Raw genomic sequence first — 15,773 nt, forward strand, 5'->3', positions numbered from 1 at the left:
TCAGGCGGGCTCGGGTGCGGAGCGCCACTGCTCCAGCAGCTCGCCCTGGAGGCCGAACATCACGGCGTGCTCCTCCGGCTCGGCGTGGTCGTAGCCCAGCAGGTGGAGGATGCCGTGGACGGTGAGCAGGTCGATCTCGGCCTCGCGGCCGTGCCCGGCCTCCTCGCCCTGGCGCGCGGCGACGGACGGCGCCAGCACCAGGTCGCCGAGCACGCCCTCCTCGGGCTCCTCGTTGACCTTGCCGGGGCGCAGCTCGTCCATCGGGAAAGCCAGCACGTCGGTCGGGCCGTCCTTCTCCATCCACTGGCCGTTGAGCTCGGCGATGGTGTCCTCGTCGACGGCCTTGATGCACAGCTCGGCCTGGGGGTGGACGCGCATCTGCTCCATGACGAAGCGCGCCAGGCGGGAGAGGCGGCGTACGTCGAGCTCGAGGCCCGACTCGTTGAGGACCTCGATGCTCATCGCGGGCCCCGCTCGGCCGGGGCGGGCGCGGTGCGCGGGCGCCGGGCGTGCTCGGCTGTCTGGTCCTGGGCGTCGAAGACCTCGTAGGCCTCGACGATGCGGCCCACCAGGCGGTGGCGTACGACGTCGGTGCCCGTGAGGCGGCAGAAGGAGATGTCGTCGACGCCGTCGAGGATGCCCTCCACGACGCGCAGACCGGACTTGGTCCCCGACGGGAGGTCGACCTGGCTGGTGTCGCCGGTGACCACGATCCGCGAGCCGAAGCCGAGGCGGGTGAGGAACATCTTCATCTGCTCGGGCGTGGTGTTCTGCGCCTCGTCGAGGATGATGAAGGAGTCGTTGAGCGAGCGACCGCGCAGGAACGCCAGCGGCGCGACCTCGATGGTGCCGGCAGCCAGCAGCTTGGGGATCGTCTCGGGGTCGACCATGTCGTGCAGCGCGTCGTAGAGCGGGCGCAGGTAGGGGTCGATCTTCTCGCTCAGGGTGCCGGGCAGGAAGCCGAGCCGCTCCCCCGCCTCGACGGCCGGGCGACTCAGGATGATCCGGTTGACCTCCTTGGCCTGCAGCGCCTGCACCGCCTTGGCCATCGCGAGGTAGGTCTTGCCGGTGCCGGCCGGACCGATGCCGAAGGTGATCGTCGAGGTGTCGATCGACTCGACGTAGCGCTTCTGGTTGAGCGTCTTGGGCCGGATCGTGCGGCCGCGGTTGGACAGGATGTTGAGGCTCAGCACGTCGGCCGGGCGCTCCTGGGTCTCGGTGCGCAGCATCTGGATGATCCGCTCGACCGTCTCGCCGGTCACACCCTGACCGGTCCGCACGAGCGTGACGACCTCGTCGAGCAGCCGCTCGGCGGTCGCGACCTCCGCGGAGTCCCCGCTCAGGGTGATGCGGTTGCCGCGGACGTGGACGGTGGCGTCGAAGGCCCGCTCGATCAACCGGAGGTGCTCGTCGCCCGGCCCCAGCACGGAGACCATGTCGATGCTGTTCGGCACGACGACCGTGTGGGTCGGCCGGTCCTGCTGGGAGTCGGTGTCGGGGCGGGACGAGCGGCGCGTGTTGTCAGTCATGGATGCCCGGGTCGGGCGGCCTTCCGAGTCGGTGGCGGGGCCCTCCATGCTAGCGAGCGTGCCGCGGAGGGCCCACTCCGTTCGGGGTCGGGGAGGGTGGCACCCGCTCAGGGCCGGGTGACCTGCACCATCCCGAGGCACATCTCGTCGGTGGTGCCCTCGCCCCACACGACGTAGCGGTCGGGCTGGCCCTCGAAGGCGGGGAGCTTGTCGCGCAGCCACTGGACGTGCGTGCACGTGACCTTGACGCTGTCACCCGGCTCGAGGCGGATCGGCGACACCGGTCGCCCACCCTGGTCGTCGAAGTCCCACACGTCGATGTCGAGGATGGTCTGCGCGCGTGCGGTGTCGGGGTTCACCTCGATCGAGATCTCGCGACCCAGGAGATGCATGTGGCCGGCCACCCCGTGGATCGTCAGGGGCTCCTGCACCGTGCGCACGCAGGACTGGACCTCACCCGGCGTCGGGACCGTGTTGCAGAGGATGTGCAGAGCGTTGGCGGTGTTGCCGTCGGCCCCGAAGCGCTCCTGGACGTCGGCCACCGCAGCGGAGCGACCACACATCTCCCCGAGGGCGTACTCCTCGCGGCACGGCAGCTCCACCGGCGCGGGCAGCAGCATCGTGCTCAACGCCTCGTAGGGCCGCTTGCCCGGGGCGAGCCGCAGCTGGGCGGCACTGGTGTCGGGCTCCTGGCCGGCCAGCAGGTTGTAGTGGACCTGCATCACCACGCGGCTGCCCTTCGCGAGCCTGGTGCCGAAGCCGGGCTTGACGACCGACTCCTCGCCGCCGGGCGCCCACGCGCCGATCCACGCAGCGTCGTCGACGTCCTGGAACCGGTCGAGGCCGGTGCCACCGAAGCAGGTCCACCCCTCGCCCTCCTCGGCGGCGTCCTTCGCCTCGGCCGCCGCGACCTGCTCCGGCGGGACCTTGAAGAGGATGACGTGGTGCACGACCTCGGGGTTGCCCGGCAGCACCTGCGTGCCCGTGAGCCACGCGTCGCGCTCGAGGCCCGGGTCGAGCAGGAAGCACCGGTAGTCGTCGGTGCCGGCGCCGTAGGGCGCCGACGGTGTGTAGCTGCCGGGCATCGCGATCGTCGTACGCGTCTCACCGGCACGCAGCGGCTTCGACCTCGCGGGCTCCGCGTCGTGGCCGCCACCGTGCCCCCCGGCCGCCTGCTCGGCCTCCTCCGCCGCCGGCACGGGCGGCTCGACCGGCTGGGTGGCGCTGCGCTCGGCGCTGGCGTCGGCCTCGGCGCCGGGGTCCGTGCCGCCGCAGGCGGACAGGGTGAGGAGCGCGGATGCGAGGAGCGCTCCGAGGACGGTGCGGGTGCGGGTCATGGAGGTCTCAGATCAGGGACTCGGTCATGCCGGGCGCCTGCCCGAGCACGTGGAAGTGGGTGTGGAAGACGGTCTGACCGGCCCCGGCGCCCGTGTTGGCGACGAGACGGTAGTCGTCGACGCCGGCGGCCCGAGCCACCTCGTCGGCCAGCGCCACGGCGTGGCCCACGCTGGCGGGGTCTGCTGCGGCCGACGCGGCGGCGTACTCGTGGTGGTCGAGCGGCAGGACGAGGACGTGGAAGGGCGCCTGGGGGTTGAGGTCCTTGATCGCGATCGCGTGCTCGGTGCGACCGAGCACGTCGGCGGGGATGTCGCCCGCGACGATCTTGCAGAAGACGCAGTCGTCGGAGGTCACGCTCATCCCACCAGCCTAGGGTCTGCGGACGCGGCGTGTAACCGGATGACCGACCCGCTCGTCCAACTACCGTGAGCGACATGACCTTCCCCACCACCCCGGCCCGACGCGTACGCCGCTGGACAGGCGCGGGCGCTCTGGCGCTGGCTGCCACGCTCGTGCTGACCGGCTGCACCGGTGACGGGCAGCGCCCGGTGTCCGACGAGACCAGCGAGCCGACCGGCACCGCCAGCCCCGAGCCCACGGAGGAGCCGATCGCGGAGCCGACGGGCGAACCGACGACGGACCCCACGACCTCCCCCGACAGCACGGTCGTGCCGCTCTACTTCGCCGGTGACGGGCCTGCCGGCACGGCGCTGTTCCGGGAGTTCCGGCGCGTCGAGGGCGACCCGCTGACCGAGGCCGCGCGCATCATCGCCGGTGGCGACGAGCCGGGCGACCCCGACTACCGCACGCTCTGGCCCCTGGTCGAGATCACCTCGGTGCAGGCGACCGACGGTGTGCTGCTCGTCGACATCCCGTCCGACGGCTTCACCGAGCGCCCCGACGGCATGTCCAGGCGGGATGCTCGGCTGGCGCTCCAGCAGCTCGTCTACACGCTCCAGGGCGTCCAGCAGGAGCGGGTGCCGGTGCAGATCCGGCGCGAGGGCGATGCTCCGCTCTTCGGACTCCCCACCACGACGCCGTACGAGGCGGGCAACGCGCTGCGCACGCTCAACCTGGTCAACATCACGTCTCCTGCCGAGGGCGACGCCGTCACCGGCGACACGCTGACGGTGACCGGCGTGGCGAACTCCTTCGAGGCCAGCGGACCGTGCCGCCTGCTGCAGGACGGGCAGGAGATCGCGCTCGAGGCCTATCAGTCCGAGGGCTGGATGGAGGAGCGGCTCTTCCCGTTCGAGGTCGACCTCCCGCTCGACGGCGTCACCGGCGAGGTCGTCGTGCAGTGCGAGACCGACGACCCGAGCGGCGGCACGGAGGGCAACGGCCCGGCCGTCGACACCAAGACCGTCACCGTGCGGTAGGCGTCGGACCGCGCTAGGACCAGCGGGCGGTGCGGCTCAGCAGCGCCGCCACCGCGACGACGCCGGCGGTGGACGTGCGCAGCACCTCCGCGCCCAGGCGTACGGACACCGCGCCCGCCGCGACCAGGGCCTCCAGCTCCTCGGGCGCGATCCCGCCCTCGGGGCCGACGACGACCACGATCCGCCCGGAGGCGGGTACGTCGACGACGCTGAGCGGGGCGCTCGCGTCCTCGTGCAGCACGACGGCGAGGTCCGCCTCGGCCACGAGCGCGGCAACGTCGGCGGTGGAGGCCAGCGGCGTGACCGTGGGCAGCCACGAGCGCCTCGACTGCTTGGCGGCCTCGCGGGCGGTCGCCTGCCACCTGGCGTGCGACTTCGTGGCCCGCTCGCCCTTCCAGACCGCCACCGAGCGCGACGCCGCCCACGGCACGACGCGGTCGACGCCGACCTCGGTGAGCACCTCGACGGCGAGCTCGCCGCGCTCACCCTTGGGCAGCGCCTGCACCACGGTGACGGCCGGCTCGGGACGCGGGACGACGTCGACGGACCGCACCGAGACCGCGAAGACCCGCTTGCCCGTGGAGGTGATGGCTCCGGTGACCGAGGTCCCGAGGCCGTCGGTCAGCACGACGTGCTCACCCTCGCGCAGGCGGCGTACGGCGACGGCGTGGTGGGCCTCGTCGCCGCTCACCTCCACGACGGAGCCGACCGACACGTCGGCCAGCGACTCGACGAGGTGGACCGGCAGGGACACGGCTCAGCCCTGGAAGGCGTCGCGGAGCCGGCCGAACATCCCCCTGGTCGGGGCCTCGTTCTGACCGTCCGGCGACTCCTCGCCGCGGATGGCGGCGAGCTCGCGCAGGAGCTCCTCCTGGCGCGGGTCGAGCCGCGTCGGGGTGTCGACCTTGATGCTGACCACGAGGTCGCCGCGGCCACCGCGCAGGCTCGGCACGCCGAAGCCGCGGATCACCTGCTCGCTCCCCGACTGGGTGCCGGGGCGGACGTCGAGGTCGTACGTCGTGACCGGCTTCTCCTCGTCGGGGGTCTCCGCCGTCGACGTCAGGTCGGCCTCGAGCAGCGGCAGCGTGAGATGCGTGCCGAGCGCGGCGGCCGTCATCGGGAGCGAGATCGTGGTGTGGAGGTCGTTGCCGTGACGGGTGAAGGTCTTGTGCGGCTCGACGTGGATCTCGACGTAGAGGTCGCCGGCGGGACCGCCGCCGGGGCCGACCTCCCCCTGGCCGGTGAGCTGGACGCGGGTGCCGTGGTCGACGCCGGCGGGGATCTTCACCGTCAGCGTGCGGCGCGAGCGGACCCGACCGTCGCCGGAGCACTCGCGGCACGGGTCGGGGATGACCGAGCCGAAGCCGCGGCACGCCGCGCAGGGACGCAGCGTCCGGATCTCGCCGAGGAAGGAGCGCTGCACGACCGCGACCTCTCCCTGGCCGTGGCAGGTCTCGCAGGCGACGGGCTTCGTGCCGGGCGCAGTGCCCTCGCCGTCGCAGGTCTCGCACGTGAGGGCCGTGTCGACCTTGAGGTCGCGGGTGACGCCGAAGGCGGCCTCGGCGAGCGTGACGTCGAGGCGGATGAGGGCGTCCTGGCCGCGGCGGGCACGCGAGCGAGGGCCGCGCGACTGACCGCCGCCGGGCGCGCCGCCACCGAAGAACGCGTCCATGATGTCGGTGAAGCTGAAGCCCTGGCCGGCACCGCCGAAGCCCTGGCTGAAGGCGTCGCCGCCACGGTCGTAGGCCTGCCGCTTGCCGGGGTCGCTCAGCACCTCGTAGGCGCGCGAGACGTCCTTGAACCGCTCCTGCGTCTCCGGGTCGGGGTTGACGTCGGGGTGCAGCTGGCGGGCCAGCCTGCGGTAGGCCTTCTTGATCTCGTCGGCGCTGGCGTCACGCGAGACGCCGAGGATCTCGTAGGGGTCCTGGGTCACTGGTTTCCTTCATCGAGGATCCGCGAGACGTAGCGCGCGACCGCGCGCACGGCTGCCATGGATCCGGGGTAGTCCATCCGGGTGGGTCCGACCACGCCGAGGGAGCCGAGGTGGAACTCCTGCGGTCCGTAGCCGGTGGCCACGACGCTGGTCGCGGCGAGCTCTGAGTAGGGGCCTTCGTGCCCGATGCGCACGGTGAGGGCGTCGACGCCCGACTCCCCCAGCAGCTTGAGCAGCACAACGTGCTCCTCGAGCGCCTCGAGCAGGGGGCGTACGGCGGTGTCGAAGTCGCCGTAGCGGGCGAGGTTGGCGGTGCCGCTGACCGCGACGCGCTCGTCGCTGCGGTGGTCGGACATCGCCTCCGCCAGCACGCCGACGACGGCGCGCGCGGTGTCGACCTGCTCGGGGCGCACGGCCTCGGGCAGCTCGCCCAGCGCGGCGGCGGCCGCCGCGATCTGCACGCCGGCAGACGCCTGGTTGACCGCGACTCGCAGCTCGGCCAGGTCGGTGTCGACGACCGGTGCGTCGAGCTCGACGAGGCGCTGCTCGACCCGGCCGGTGCTGAGGATCAGGATCACCATCACCCGGGTCGGGGTGAGCGCGACGAGCTCGACGTGGCGCACGGTCGAGCGGGAGAGCGTGGGGTACTGGACGATGGCGACCTGGCGGGTCAGCTGGCTCAGCAGCCGCACCGACTTCTGCACCACGTCGTCGAGGTCGACCGCGCCGTCGAGCAGCGTGGAGATGGCGCGGCGCTCGGCCACGCTCATCGGCTTGAGGGTGGCGAGCCTGTCGACGAAGAGCCGGTAGCCCTTGTCGGTGGGAACCCGGCCCGCGCTCGTGTGGGGCTGGTGGATGTAGCCCTCGTCCTCCAGCGCTGCCATGTCGTTGCGCACCGTGGCCGGCGAGACGCCCAGTCCGTGGCGCTCGACGAGGGCCTTGGAACCCACCGGCTCCTCGGTCGCGACGTAGTCCTCCACGATGGCGCGCAGCACGTCGAGCTTGCGGTCGTCGACCACGTCCGCCCTCCTCGCTGGCACTCGTCAAACCGGAGTGCCAACTCTACTAGCAGCCCGTAGTGTCGCGGACATGCCCGACGACACCCCGCGGTTCGAGGAAGTGGCGCCCCGCGTGTGGGTGGCGCACTACGACTGGATGCACGTCAACATCACGCTCGTCGGCGGCTCGGACGGCCTGGTGATGGTCGACTCCCACGGGTCCGCCGCACAGGCGCGGATCGTGGCCGACGACGTACGCCGCCTCGGCGCCGGCCCGCTCACCGCGCTGGTCAACACCCACGAGCACTGGGACCACCACTTCGGCAACGCGACCATGGTCGAGCAGTTCGGCGAGATGCCGGTCCACGCCACCGAGTGGGCCCGCGACCACGTCGAGGAGTCCGCGCAGCGCACGTTCGAGGACTTCGAGCAGCGCGTCGACGACCCGCGGCGCGAGGAGGTCCTCGCCACCACGCTCCACCTGCCCGACCGCACCTTCTCGTCCGCCGTCCAGCTCGACCTCGGCGACCGGGCCGTCGAGCTGATCCACCCCGGCCGGGGTCACACCGCCGGGGACCTCGTGGTCCGTGTGCCGGACGCCGACGTCATCGTCGGCGGCGACCTGGTCGAGGAGTCCGACCCGCCCTTCATCGGCGACGACTCCTGGCCACTCGAGTGGCCAGGGACCCTCGACCTCGTCGTCGGGCTGATGACCGACGACACCATCGTGGTGCCCGGCCACGGCAAGGTGGTGGACAAGGACTTCGTCCAGGACCAGCGCATCGAGCTCGGGATCATCGCCGAGACGATCCGCGACCTCGCCTCGCGCGGCGTGCCCGAGTCGCAGGCCCTCGACGTCGGCGAGTGGCCGTGGGAGCGTGAGCGGCTCGTGAGCGCCGTGCGTCTGGGCTACGCGCACCTGCCGCGCGGGCAGAAGCGCCTCCCGATGGCGTGAGCCCACCCTCCGGGGGCTGGTCCCGCGGCTCGGGGGCCAGTAGGACTGACGGCATGAGCGACCACAGCGAGACCCCGACCGACCCCACCGCCTCCACCGAGAGCCCCACCGCCGGCAGCGGCACCAGCCCGGCCGACTCCGACCACGAGGGCGCCACGGCGTCCCCCGACGACGCGACCCTGGGCGGAATCTCCGACGACCAGCTGCCCGAGGACCTCCAGCCGGGCGAGGACAACCCTCTCGCCGAGCCGCTGGACCCGGACGCGGAGGAGACCAAGAGCCGCGAGGAGCTGGAGATGGACGCCACGCAGGACGAGGACGAAGCCATCGCCGGCGGCGACGAGGGCGGCGAAGGGTCCCAGGGCGCCGGCATCTCGCAGGGCTGACTCCCCGGCGCTGCCGTCTTCTGCTCTGCACGGCGTGGCCTCCCCCGATGCGGGCCCTAGGTCCATAACGTGGTCCGGTGCCTCTCGATCGCTACGGAACCGACGTCCTGTCCACCGACTGGCGCGCCCCGAAGAACGGCCGCGCCGTCGAGGTCCCGACCGAGCTGGGCATGGTCGTCGAGGAGGTCACCACCGACTGGTGCGGCGAGGTGGTCGCCGTCGACCGCGACATCGACACCCTCACGCTGGAGGACCGGCGCGGCAAGCGGCGTACGTTCCCCCTGGGTCCGGGCTTCCTGCTCGAGGGCAGGCCGGTGATCCTCACCCGGCCCGTCCGCGGCAGCGCCCCCGCCGCCCCGACCCGTACGGCGTCCGGGTCCGTCGCGGTCCACGGCGCCAAGGCCCGGGTCGCACGCGCCAGCCGCATCTTCGTCGAGGGCCGCCACGACGCCGAGCTGGTCGAGAAGGTGTGGGGTGACGACCTGCGCATCGAGGGCGTCGTGGTCGAGTACCTCGGCGGAGTCGACGACCTCGCCGACCACCTGCGCGACTTCGGGCCGGGGCCGCAGCGACGGGTCGGCGTGCTCGTGGACCACCTCGTCCCGGGCTCGAAGGAAGCCCGGATCGCGCAGGGCATCGCGAGGTCGCCCGTCGGCAAGCACGTCCTGGTGGTCGGCCACCCGTTCATCGACGTCTGGCAGGCGGTCAAGCCCGAGCGCCTCGGCATCCCGCGCTGGCCCGCCGTACCCAAGGGCATCGACTGGAAGACCGGCACGTGCCAGCAGCTCGGCTGGCCGCACCGCAACCAGGCCGACATCGCGCGGGCGTGGAAGCACATCCTGGGCCGCGTGACGTCGTACGCCGACCTCGAGCCCGCGCTCCTCGGGCGGGTCGAGGAGCTCATCGACTTCACGACGCAGCCCTGAGGGTCCGAGGTTCCATATCGAAGCTGGAGCCTCACCCCCGATGCTTCGGGGTGGAGGCTCCACTTTCCCCGGGTACCCGGGGAAAGCAACCGATGGGGCGAGCCACCAGGACGACGAGCGCCGATGGGCCTCAGTCGACGAGGTCGCGCACCACGGCGTCGGCGAGGAGCCGGCCACGGGCGGTCAGCACGAGCCGCTCGGTGGCGAGCTCGACGAGGCCGTCCGCCACGAGGCGGGCGACCTGGGCACGCCCGGTGGCCTCGAGCGCGGTGACCGGGAGGCCGTCCACGAGACGGATCTCGAGCAGCACGCGCTCCACCCGCTGGTCGCGGTAGCCGAGCACCTCGCGCGCGAGCGCCGGTGAGACGCCGCGCGCCAGGCGATCGGCGTACGCCGTGGGGTGCTTGACGTTCCACCAGCGGGTGCCGCCGACGTGGGAGTGCGCACCGGGGCCGACGCCCCACCAGTGCCCGCCAGTCCAGTAGAGCATGTTGTGCCGGCAGCGGTGCTGGGGCGACGTGGCCCAGTTGGACACCTCGTACCACGCGAGCCCGGCGGCGCCGAAGCGCTCGTCGGCGAGCTGGTACTTGTCGGCGAGGTCGTCCTCGTCGGGCATCGGCAGCTCGCCGCGCTTGACCTGCCTGGCCAGCGCGGTGCCGTCCTCGACGATGAGCGAGTAGGCCGAGACGTGGTCCGGCTCGCACGCCAGCGCCGCCTCGACGGACGTCTCCCAGTCCGCGAGCGACTCCCCCGGCGTGCCGTAGATGAGGTCGAGGCTGATGTCGTCGAAGCCCGCCTGCCGCGCCCAGTCGACGGCCGCCGGCACCCGCATCGGGTCGTGGGTGCGGTCGAGGGTGCGCAGGACGTGGTCGACGGCCGACTGCATGCCGAAGCTGATGCGGTTGAAGCCCGCGGTCCGCAGCTCCTCGAGGTCCCACGCGGCGACGCTGTCGGGGTTGGCCTCGGTGGTGATCTCCACACCGTCGGCCAGACCGAACTCGGCGGCCGCGCTGGCCACGATCGCGCCGAGGTCGGCGGGCTTCAGCAGCGTCGGCGTGCCGCCGCCGAAGAAGATCGTCTCGATCTCGACGTCGCGGTGGCCCAGCACCTGGCGGGCGAAGCGGATCTCGCGGATGGCCGCCTCCGCGTACGACGACCGGCTGGCGCCGACCTCGTCACCGAGCTCGTGGGCGGTGTAGGTGTTGAAGTCGCAGTAGCCGCAGCGCACGCTGCAGAACGGGACGTGGACGTAGAGGCCGAAGGGCTTGCGGCCGAGCTCGGCCCATGCCTCGTCGGGCAGCAGGCCGTCCTCGGGTGCGACGTCGCCGTCGGGTTGCGCGGGGGGCACGCCGGTATCCAACCACGCCACAGACGCCGAACGGGTGCCAGTGGTCTCCCACCGGCACCCGTTCGCGGACGACGTGTCAGGCGTACATCTCGTCGATGAGTGCCTGGTGGTTGACCTGGACGACGTTGCGCTTGACCTTCATCGAGGGGGTCAGCTCGCCCGACTCGACCGAGAGGTCGTGGTCGAGGAGCTTCCACTTCTTGATGGTCTCCCACCGGTTGAGGTGGCTGTTGAGCTCGTCGACGTAGCCGGCGACCATCGCGTGGACGGCCTCGGACTGGACGATCTCCGTGTAGGACGCACCGCTCATGCCGTTGGCCTCGGCCCAGCCCGTCATCGCGTCGGGGTCGAGGGTCACGAGGGCGACGCAGTAGTTGCGGTCCTCGCCGAACACCATGAACTGGCTGGCGTAGGGGCACACGGCCTTGAACTTCGACTCGATCGCCGGGGGGGCGATGTACTTGCCGCCGGAGGTCTTGAAGAGCTCCTTGATCCGGCCGGTGATGACCAGGTGGCCGTCCTCGTCCAGCGCACCCTTGTCACCGGTGTGCAGCCAGCCGTCGCTGGTGAGCGTCCGCGACGTCTCCTCGGGGAGGTTGTGGTAGCCGTCCATGACGCCGGGGCCCTTGATCATGACCTCGTCGTTGTCGCCGAGCTTCACCTCGCTGCCCGGGAAGACCGGCCCGACCGTGCCGAACTTGTTGCGGTCGGGGTGGTTCACGAACGATCCGGCCGAGGTCTCGGTCAGGCCGTAGCCCTCGAGGATGGTGATGCCGGCCGCCCCGAACCACTCGGCGATGTCGCGGTTGAGCGCAGCGGCACCGGAGATGAAGAAGCGGACGCGTCCGCCGAACCGGTCGCGGACCTTGCTGAAGACGAGCTTGTCGAACAGGCCGTGCTTGACCTTGAGCCCGATCGGCACGGCCTTGCCCTCGCGCTTGAGGCGCTCGACCTCGAGGCCGGTGGCGAAGGCGGCCTTGAAGAGCTTCTCCTTCGCACCGCCCTCGGCGGCCTGCATGGTGACGATGCGGCCGTGGGCCTTCTCGAAGATGCGAGGCGCAGCACCCATGAACGTGGGCTTCACGACGCCCAGGTTGTCGACGATCTTGTCGACCCGGCCGTCGATCGCGGCGGCGAAGCCGCACGCCATCTGCGTCGACATGAGCACCTTGCCGAACGAGTGGGCCATCGGCAGCCAGCGGAACTCCAGGTCGGTCTCGGACAGGATCCCCTGCGCGCGGATGGCCTCTCCCTCGTAGACCCACGACGAGTGGCGCAGGCGCACGCCCTTGGGGCGACCGGTCGTGCCGGAGGTGTAGATGAGGGTCGCGAGCTGGTCGGGAGCGATCGAGGCCGACGTCGTACGCACGATGTCGGGCTGCTCGGCGAGCTTCTGCGCGCCCATCGCGGCCAGGTCGTCGAGCGAGATCACCCAGTCCCCGTCGGCCTTGCCCTCGAAGGTGACGACCTTGCTGACGTGGGGCAGCTCGGCGCGGTGCGCGACGAGCTTGGCGAGCTGCTCGTCGTCCTCGGCGAACACGACGCGGCTCTCGGAGTCGCCGAGGATGTAGACGGTGTCCTCGGCGTTGGTGGTCGGGTAGACCGTCGTGGTGGCACCGGCGGCACACATGATGGCCAGGTCGGCGAGGATCCACTCGTAGCGGGTGCCGGAGGCGATGCCGACACGCTGCTCGGGCTGGACACCCAGCGCGATCAGGCCCGCGGCGAGAGCCTCGACCTTGTCTCCTGCCTGCTTCCAGGTGACCGACTCCCACGCCTCGCCGCGCGGGAACCGGAAGGCCTCCGCGTCGGGGGTCGCGGTGACGCGGTCGAAGAACTGGACGGCCACGTTGGGCGGCATCGTGTCGAGGAAGGTCGTGTCGATCGTGGTCGGCATCTGTTACCTACTCATTCGTCTGTGCGTGACGCGGCAGCGTCACGCAGCGGGGCGTGCTGGGCTGACTTGGCTGTAACCTAGATCACTGTGTTTACCGAGCGGTAGCAAACACCCGCAATTGTCCGGACCTTGGCCACCGATTGCGACCTCCGACCTCTCCGTCAGGTCCCGGGGGTCAGTCCTGGACGGCCTTGGTGACCGCGACGCACCGCGTGATCCACTCCTGCTCGTCGCCGGTGAGCCGGCGGTCGGCCCGTCGGGCGTCCTGCACCGTCCACCCCGCGTTGAGCACCATCCGCACCACCACCCAGTCCCGGGCCCGGTCCTCGTCGAGGCCGCCAGCGTCGACCACTGCGTGGAAGCGACGCCGCAGGCCGTCGCGCACCGAGCCGACGGCGCCCGGCCCGCTCAGCTCCTCCATCCGGTTCCAGAGCATGGGCGCCGGCTCGTAGTGCGGGTCGCCCGCCATCGGCTTGGGGTCGATGGCCACCCACTCGCCCGCCGCGTCTGCCATGACGTTGGCGTAGTGGAGGTCGCCGTGCACGACGACCGGGGCCGGAGCGTCCGCCAGCAGCGCCGGTCCGAGGGCCAGGGCCTGCTCGACGTAGCGCCGCGGGACCGGCGCGTCGCGCCCGAGCCCGTCGAGGTCGCGCAACCACCGCTCGACGTACGACTCCACGCGCGCCAGCTGCGGCAGGGCCGGGATGTGGAGGAGGCCGTAGAGGTCGCCGACCACCTCGCACGCCTCGACGTCCCACGTGTCGGCCAGGTCGGGGCCGGGCAGCCACGCGAGGAGCAGGGCGCGCCGCCGCGGGTCGGCGCGCAGGAGGCGTACGGCGCCCCGTCCGCCCCAGTGCTGCAGCGCCAGTGCCTCATGGCACGACTCGTCGTCGCCGTCGAAGGTGATCTTGAGTGCTCCTGCGATGCCGTCGGTGTCGGTGACCGGCAGCACCAGGGAGCAGTAGCCGTGCAGCGGCGCGGCGCTCGGCGTGAGCCGCCACTGCGCCACGAGCTCCTCGGCCAGGCGCGGCAGCCGGTCCAGCCAGCGCGCCCAGTCCTCCCCCCGCTCCCGCTGGGACAGCAGTCCTGCGGGAACGGGGAGAGGCATGCGGTGAGCCTAGGCAGGTGCCCCGCTACTTCACCCGCTGGATCTCGCCGCTGGCGATCTTGGCGCGGTACTGGGCGAGCTCCTTCCTCAGGACCCGGGCCAGGATGTAGAGGCCGATGACGTTGGGCACCGACATCAAGAAGATGGCGGCGTCGGAGAAGCCCAGCACGGAGTCGAGAGCCGTCACCGCGCCCAGCACGGTGAAGATGCAGAAGACAACCTTGTAGACGTTCTCCGCGACCTGGTTGTCACCGAAGAGGTAGCCGGTCGCCTTCATGCCGTAGTAGGACCACGAGATCATCGTGGAGAACGCGAACAGGATGACCGCGATCGCCAGGACGTTGGGGAACCACGGCACGACCGTCTCGAAGGCCGACGAGGTCAGCGCGACGCCCTCGACGCCCTCCCCGTCCTCCCACACGCCGCTGATGACGATCGTGAGCGCCGTCATCGTGCAGATCACGATGGTGTCGATGAACGGCTCGAGCAGCGCCACGTGGCCCTCGGTCGAGGGCTCGTTGGTCTTGACGGCCGAGTGGGCGATCGAGGCGGACCCGATGCCGGCCTCGTTCGAGAAGGCGGCACGCTGGAACCCGCCGATGAGCACGCCGACGACGCCGCCGGTGATGCCCTCGGGGCTGAAGGCCCCCGAGACGATGTCCCCGAACGCGCCGGGCACCTTCTCGAGGTTGCCCAGGATCACCACGAGGCACGCCAGCAGGTAGAGGGCGGCCATGAACGGCACGACCTTCTCGGTCACCCGGGCGATGGACTTGATGCCGCCGATGATGACGAGACCGACGGCCAGCGCGAACGCGATGCCGATGACCCAGGTCAGGGTGGTGTTGCCCTCGTTGTCGGTCACCGACAGGATCTGCGCGGTCGCCTGGTTGGCCTGGAACATGTTGCCGCCGCCCAGGGAGCCGAAGATGCAGAACACCGCGAACGCGGCCGCGAGGACCTTGCCGAGACCGGCCAGACCGAGACCGGCCAGACCATCTCGCAGGTAGTACATCGGACCGCCCGAGACCGTGCCGTCGGCGTGCTCCTTGCGGTACTTCACACCGAGCGTGCACTCGGCCAGCTTGGTGCTCATGCCGAGGAAGCCCGCCAGGATCATCCAGAAGGTCGCGCCGGGACCGCCCAGCGTGATCGCCACCGCGACACCGGCGATGTTGCCGAGCCCGACGGTTCCCGACACCGCGGTCGCGAGGGCCTGGAAGTGTGACACCTCCCCCGCGTCCTCCGGCTTGGAGTAGCGCCCGCGCACCAGGTTGATCGCATGCGCGAAACCTCGGATGTTGAGGAAGCCGAGGTAGAAGGTGAAGAACACCGCGGCCACGATCAGCCACACGACGATCGGCAGGATGTCGACGCCGCCGATGTTGATCGGGTAGAAGACGATCTCGGTGATCTTGTTGAGGATCCGGTCGAAGAAGGGCTCGTCCTCCATCACGGCACCACCGTCACGGGGATGGTGCTCTCGTGCACGAGGTGGCCGGGGATCGAGCCGAACAGGGCGCGCTTCACGCGACTGTCGCCGGTCCGGCCGACGATGATCGCCGTGGCGTCGAAGTCCCGGGCCAGCTCCACCAGCGTGTCGACCGGGTCACCGTGCCGGACGAGGGGGGTCACCTTGCAGGGGGAGGACGAGGCGGCGGCGACCGCAGGCTCGATGATCTGCGAGGTGGCCGCCTTGATCTCCGCCTTCTTCTGCTCCCCTCGCGACTCGTTCTCGGAGGGGGTGTTGAAGGAGTAGGGCGACCACGGGATGACGTGGACCACCACCAGGTCCACCTTCTGCACCTGGGCCAGGCTGACGGCGTAGTCGACCGCCCTCTTGCTCGGATCACTGCCGTCGATGCCGACGATCACTGTTGTGGCCATTTCGTCGCTCTCTTCCACCGCTCGCGGGTCGGGGACGCTGTGCACGTGACCCGTGCACCGTATCGCCATGTGTGACCTGGCGCACATGG

Annotated in this window: 16 protein-coding genes; 4 read left to right on the forward strand and 12 right to left on the reverse strand. The window is 71.3% G+C overall.

The window, feature by feature from the left end; all coding sequences use genetic code 11:
• The 4 genes from ybeY to K4G59_RS16200 form a co-directional block, all read right to left on the reverse strand.
• Positions 1 to 462 (reverse strand): rRNA maturation RNase YbeY, encoded by a 462-nt coding sequence (gene ybeY / locus K4G59_RS16185; RefSeq protein ID WP_231252099.1) that lies wholly within the window; start codon positions 460 to 462, stop codon positions 1 to 3.
• Complete coding sequence (locus K4G59_RS16190; RefSeq protein WP_231252100.1) at positions 459 to 1,529, reverse strand: PhoH family protein; 1,071 nt, start codon at positions 1,527 to 1,529, stop codon at positions 459 to 461. The genes ybeY and K4G59_RS16190 overlap by 4 nt, the downstream gene beginning before the upstream one ends.
• A gap of 107 nt (positions 1,530 to 1,636) precedes the next feature.
• Positions 1,637 to 2,866, reverse strand: a complete 1,230-nt coding sequence (locus tag K4G59_RS16195; protein ID WP_231252101.1) for a hypothetical protein — start codon at positions 2,864 to 2,866, stop codon at positions 1,637 to 1,639.
• Between the two features lie 7 nt (positions 2,867 to 2,873).
• Complete coding sequence (locus tag K4G59_RS16200; RefSeq protein WP_231252102.1) at positions 2,874 to 3,227, reverse strand: HIT domain-containing protein; 354 nt, start codon at positions 3,225 to 3,227, stop codon at positions 2,874 to 2,876.
• Positions 3,228 to 3,301: 74 nt separating this feature from the next.
• Between K4G59_RS16200 and K4G59_RS16205 the strand changes: the two genes are divergently transcribed.
• Positions 3,302 to 4,246, forward strand: a complete 945-nt coding sequence (locus K4G59_RS16205) for a Gmad2 immunoglobulin-like domain-containing protein (protein ID WP_231252103.1) — start codon at positions 3,302 to 3,304, stop codon at positions 4,244 to 4,246.
• A gap of 13 nt (positions 4,247 to 4,259) precedes the next feature.
• Here the strand turns inward: K4G59_RS16205 and K4G59_RS16210 are convergent, their stop codons facing one another.
• From K4G59_RS16210 to hrcA, 3 genes are read right to left on the reverse strand one after another with little or no spacing between them, the layout of a single operon-like run.
• Positions 4,260 to 5,000, reverse strand: coding sequence for a 16S rRNA (uracil(1498)-N(3))-methyltransferase (locus K4G59_RS16210; RefSeq protein ID WP_231252104.1), 741 nt, complete (start codon positions 4,998 to 5,000; stop codon positions 4,260 to 4,262).
• A gap of 3 nt (positions 5,001 to 5,003) precedes the next feature.
• A complete protein-coding gene (gene dnaJ, locus K4G59_RS16215; RefSeq protein ID WP_231252105.1) occupies positions 5,004 to 6,179 on the reverse strand; it encodes a molecular chaperone DnaJ in 1,176 nt (391 codons plus the stop codon).
• Complete coding sequence (gene hrcA, locus K4G59_RS16220) at positions 6,176 to 7,198, reverse strand: heat-inducible transcriptional repressor HrcA (RefSeq protein WP_231252106.1); 1,023 nt, start codon at positions 7,196 to 7,198, stop codon at positions 6,176 to 6,178. The genes dnaJ and hrcA overlap by 4 nt, the downstream gene beginning before the upstream one ends.
• A 70-nt stretch (positions 7,199 to 7,268) precedes the next feature.
• Here hrcA and K4G59_RS16225 point away from each other — a divergent pair, with 70 nt between their 5' ends.
• The 3 genes from K4G59_RS16225 to K4G59_RS16235 all read left to right on the forward strand — a co-directional run bounded on the left by K4G59_RS16225 (position 7,269) and on the right by K4G59_RS16235 (position 9,444).
• Positions 7,269 to 8,132, forward strand: a complete 864-nt coding sequence (locus tag K4G59_RS16225) for an MBL fold metallo-hydrolase (RefSeq protein ID WP_231252107.1) — start codon at positions 7,269 to 7,271, stop codon at positions 8,130 to 8,132.
• Between the two features lie 53 nt (positions 8,133 to 8,185).
• On the forward strand, positions 8,186 to 8,518 hold the full coding sequence (locus tag K4G59_RS16230; protein WP_231252108.1) for a hypothetical protein: 333 nt from the start codon (positions 8,186 to 8,188) through the stop codon (positions 8,516 to 8,518).
• A 77-nt stretch (positions 8,519 to 8,595) separates the two neighbouring features.
• The gene (locus tag K4G59_RS16235; RefSeq protein ID WP_231252109.1) at positions 8,596 to 9,444 is read left to right on the forward strand and encodes a DUF3097 domain-containing protein; all 849 of its coding nucleotides are present in this window, start codon (positions 8,596 to 8,598) and stop codon (positions 9,442 to 9,444) included.
• Between the two features lie 130 nt (positions 9,445 to 9,574).
• Here the strand turns inward: K4G59_RS16235 and hemW are convergent, their stop codons facing one another.
• From hemW to K4G59_RS16260, 5 genes are all read right to left on the reverse strand, one after another.
• Positions 9,575 to 10,792 carry a radical SAM family heme chaperone HemW gene (gene hemW, locus K4G59_RS16240; RefSeq protein ID WP_231252110.1) on the reverse strand — a complete coding sequence of 406 codons (1,218 nt, stop codon included), beginning with the start codon at positions 10,790 to 10,792 and terminating at the stop codon, positions 9,575 to 9,577.
• A 76-nt stretch (positions 10,793 to 10,868) separates the two neighbouring features.
• Entirely contained in the window at positions 10,869 to 12,689 is a 1,821-nt protein-coding gene (locus K4G59_RS16245) for an AMP-dependent synthetase/ligase (protein ID WP_231252111.1), read from the reverse strand.
• A 175-nt stretch (positions 12,690 to 12,864) separates the two neighbouring features.
• On the reverse strand, positions 12,865 to 13,797 hold the full coding sequence (locus K4G59_RS16250; RefSeq protein WP_231252112.1) for an aminoglycoside phosphotransferase family protein: 933 nt from the start codon (positions 13,795 to 13,797) through the stop codon (positions 12,865 to 12,867).
• A gap of 25 nt (positions 13,798 to 13,822) precedes the next feature.
• A complete protein-coding gene (locus K4G59_RS16255) occupies positions 13,823 to 15,250 on the reverse strand; it encodes an alanine/glycine:cation symporter family protein (RefSeq protein WP_231252209.1) in 1,428 nt (475 codons plus the stop codon).
• Positions 15,250 to 15,684, reverse strand: coding sequence for a universal stress protein (locus K4G59_RS16260; protein ID WP_231252113.1), 435 nt, complete (start codon positions 15,682 to 15,684; stop codon positions 15,250 to 15,252). Before K4G59_RS16260 ends, K4G59_RS16255 begins: the two co-directional genes overlap by 1 nt.
• Positions 15,685 to 15,773: the final 89 nt, after the last annotated feature.

Origin of the sequence: Nocardioides furvisabuli (assembly GCF_021083185.1) — a bacterium.
Classification (GTDB): domain Bacteria; phylum Actinomycetota; class Actinomycetes; order Propionibacteriales; family Nocardioidaceae; genus Nocardioides; species Nocardioides furvisabuli.

Excerpts from the sequence above, each read along its gene's own strand:
- ybeY (WP_231252099.1), bottom strand. The coding sequence starts at position 462 with ATGAGCATCGAGGTCCTCAACGAGTCGGGCCTCGAGCTCGACGTACGC.
- K4G59_RS16190 (WP_231252100.1), bottom strand. The coding sequence starts at position 1,529 with ATGACTGACAACACGCGCCGCTCGTCCCGCCCCGACACCGACTCCCAG.
- K4G59_RS16195 (WP_231252101.1), bottom strand. The coding sequence starts at position 2,866 with ATGACCCGCACCCGCACCGTCCTCGGAGCGCTCCTCGCATCCGCGCTC.
- K4G59_RS16200 (WP_231252102.1), bottom strand. The coding sequence starts at position 3,227 with ATGAGCGTGACCTCCGACGACTGCGTCTTCTGCAAGATCGTCGCGGGC.
- K4G59_RS16205 (WP_231252103.1), top strand. The coding sequence starts at position 3,302 with ATGACCTTCCCCACCACCCCGGCCCGACGCGTACGCCGCTGGACAGGC.
- K4G59_RS16225 (WP_231252107.1), top strand. The coding sequence starts at position 7,269 with ATGCCCGACGACACCCCGCGGTTCGAGGAAGTGGCGCCCCGCGTGTGG.
- K4G59_RS16230 (WP_231252108.1), top strand. The coding sequence starts at position 8,186 with ATGAGCGACCACAGCGAGACCCCGACCGACCCCACCGCCTCCACCGAG.
- K4G59_RS16245 (WP_231252111.1), bottom strand. The coding sequence starts at position 12,689 with ATGCCGACCACGATCGACACGACCTTCCTCGACACGATGCCGCCCAAC.
- K4G59_RS16250 (WP_231252112.1), bottom strand. The coding sequence starts at position 13,797 with ATGCCTCTCCCCGTTCCCGCAGGACTGCTGTCCCAGCGGGAGCGGGGG.
- K4G59_RS16255 (WP_231252209.1), bottom strand. The coding sequence starts at position 15,250 with ATGGAGGACGAGCCCTTCTTCGACCGGATCCTCAACAAGATCACCGAG.
- K4G59_RS16260 (WP_231252113.1), bottom strand. The coding sequence starts at position 15,684 with ATGGCCACAACAGTGATCGTCGGCATCGACGGCAGTGATCCGAGCAAG.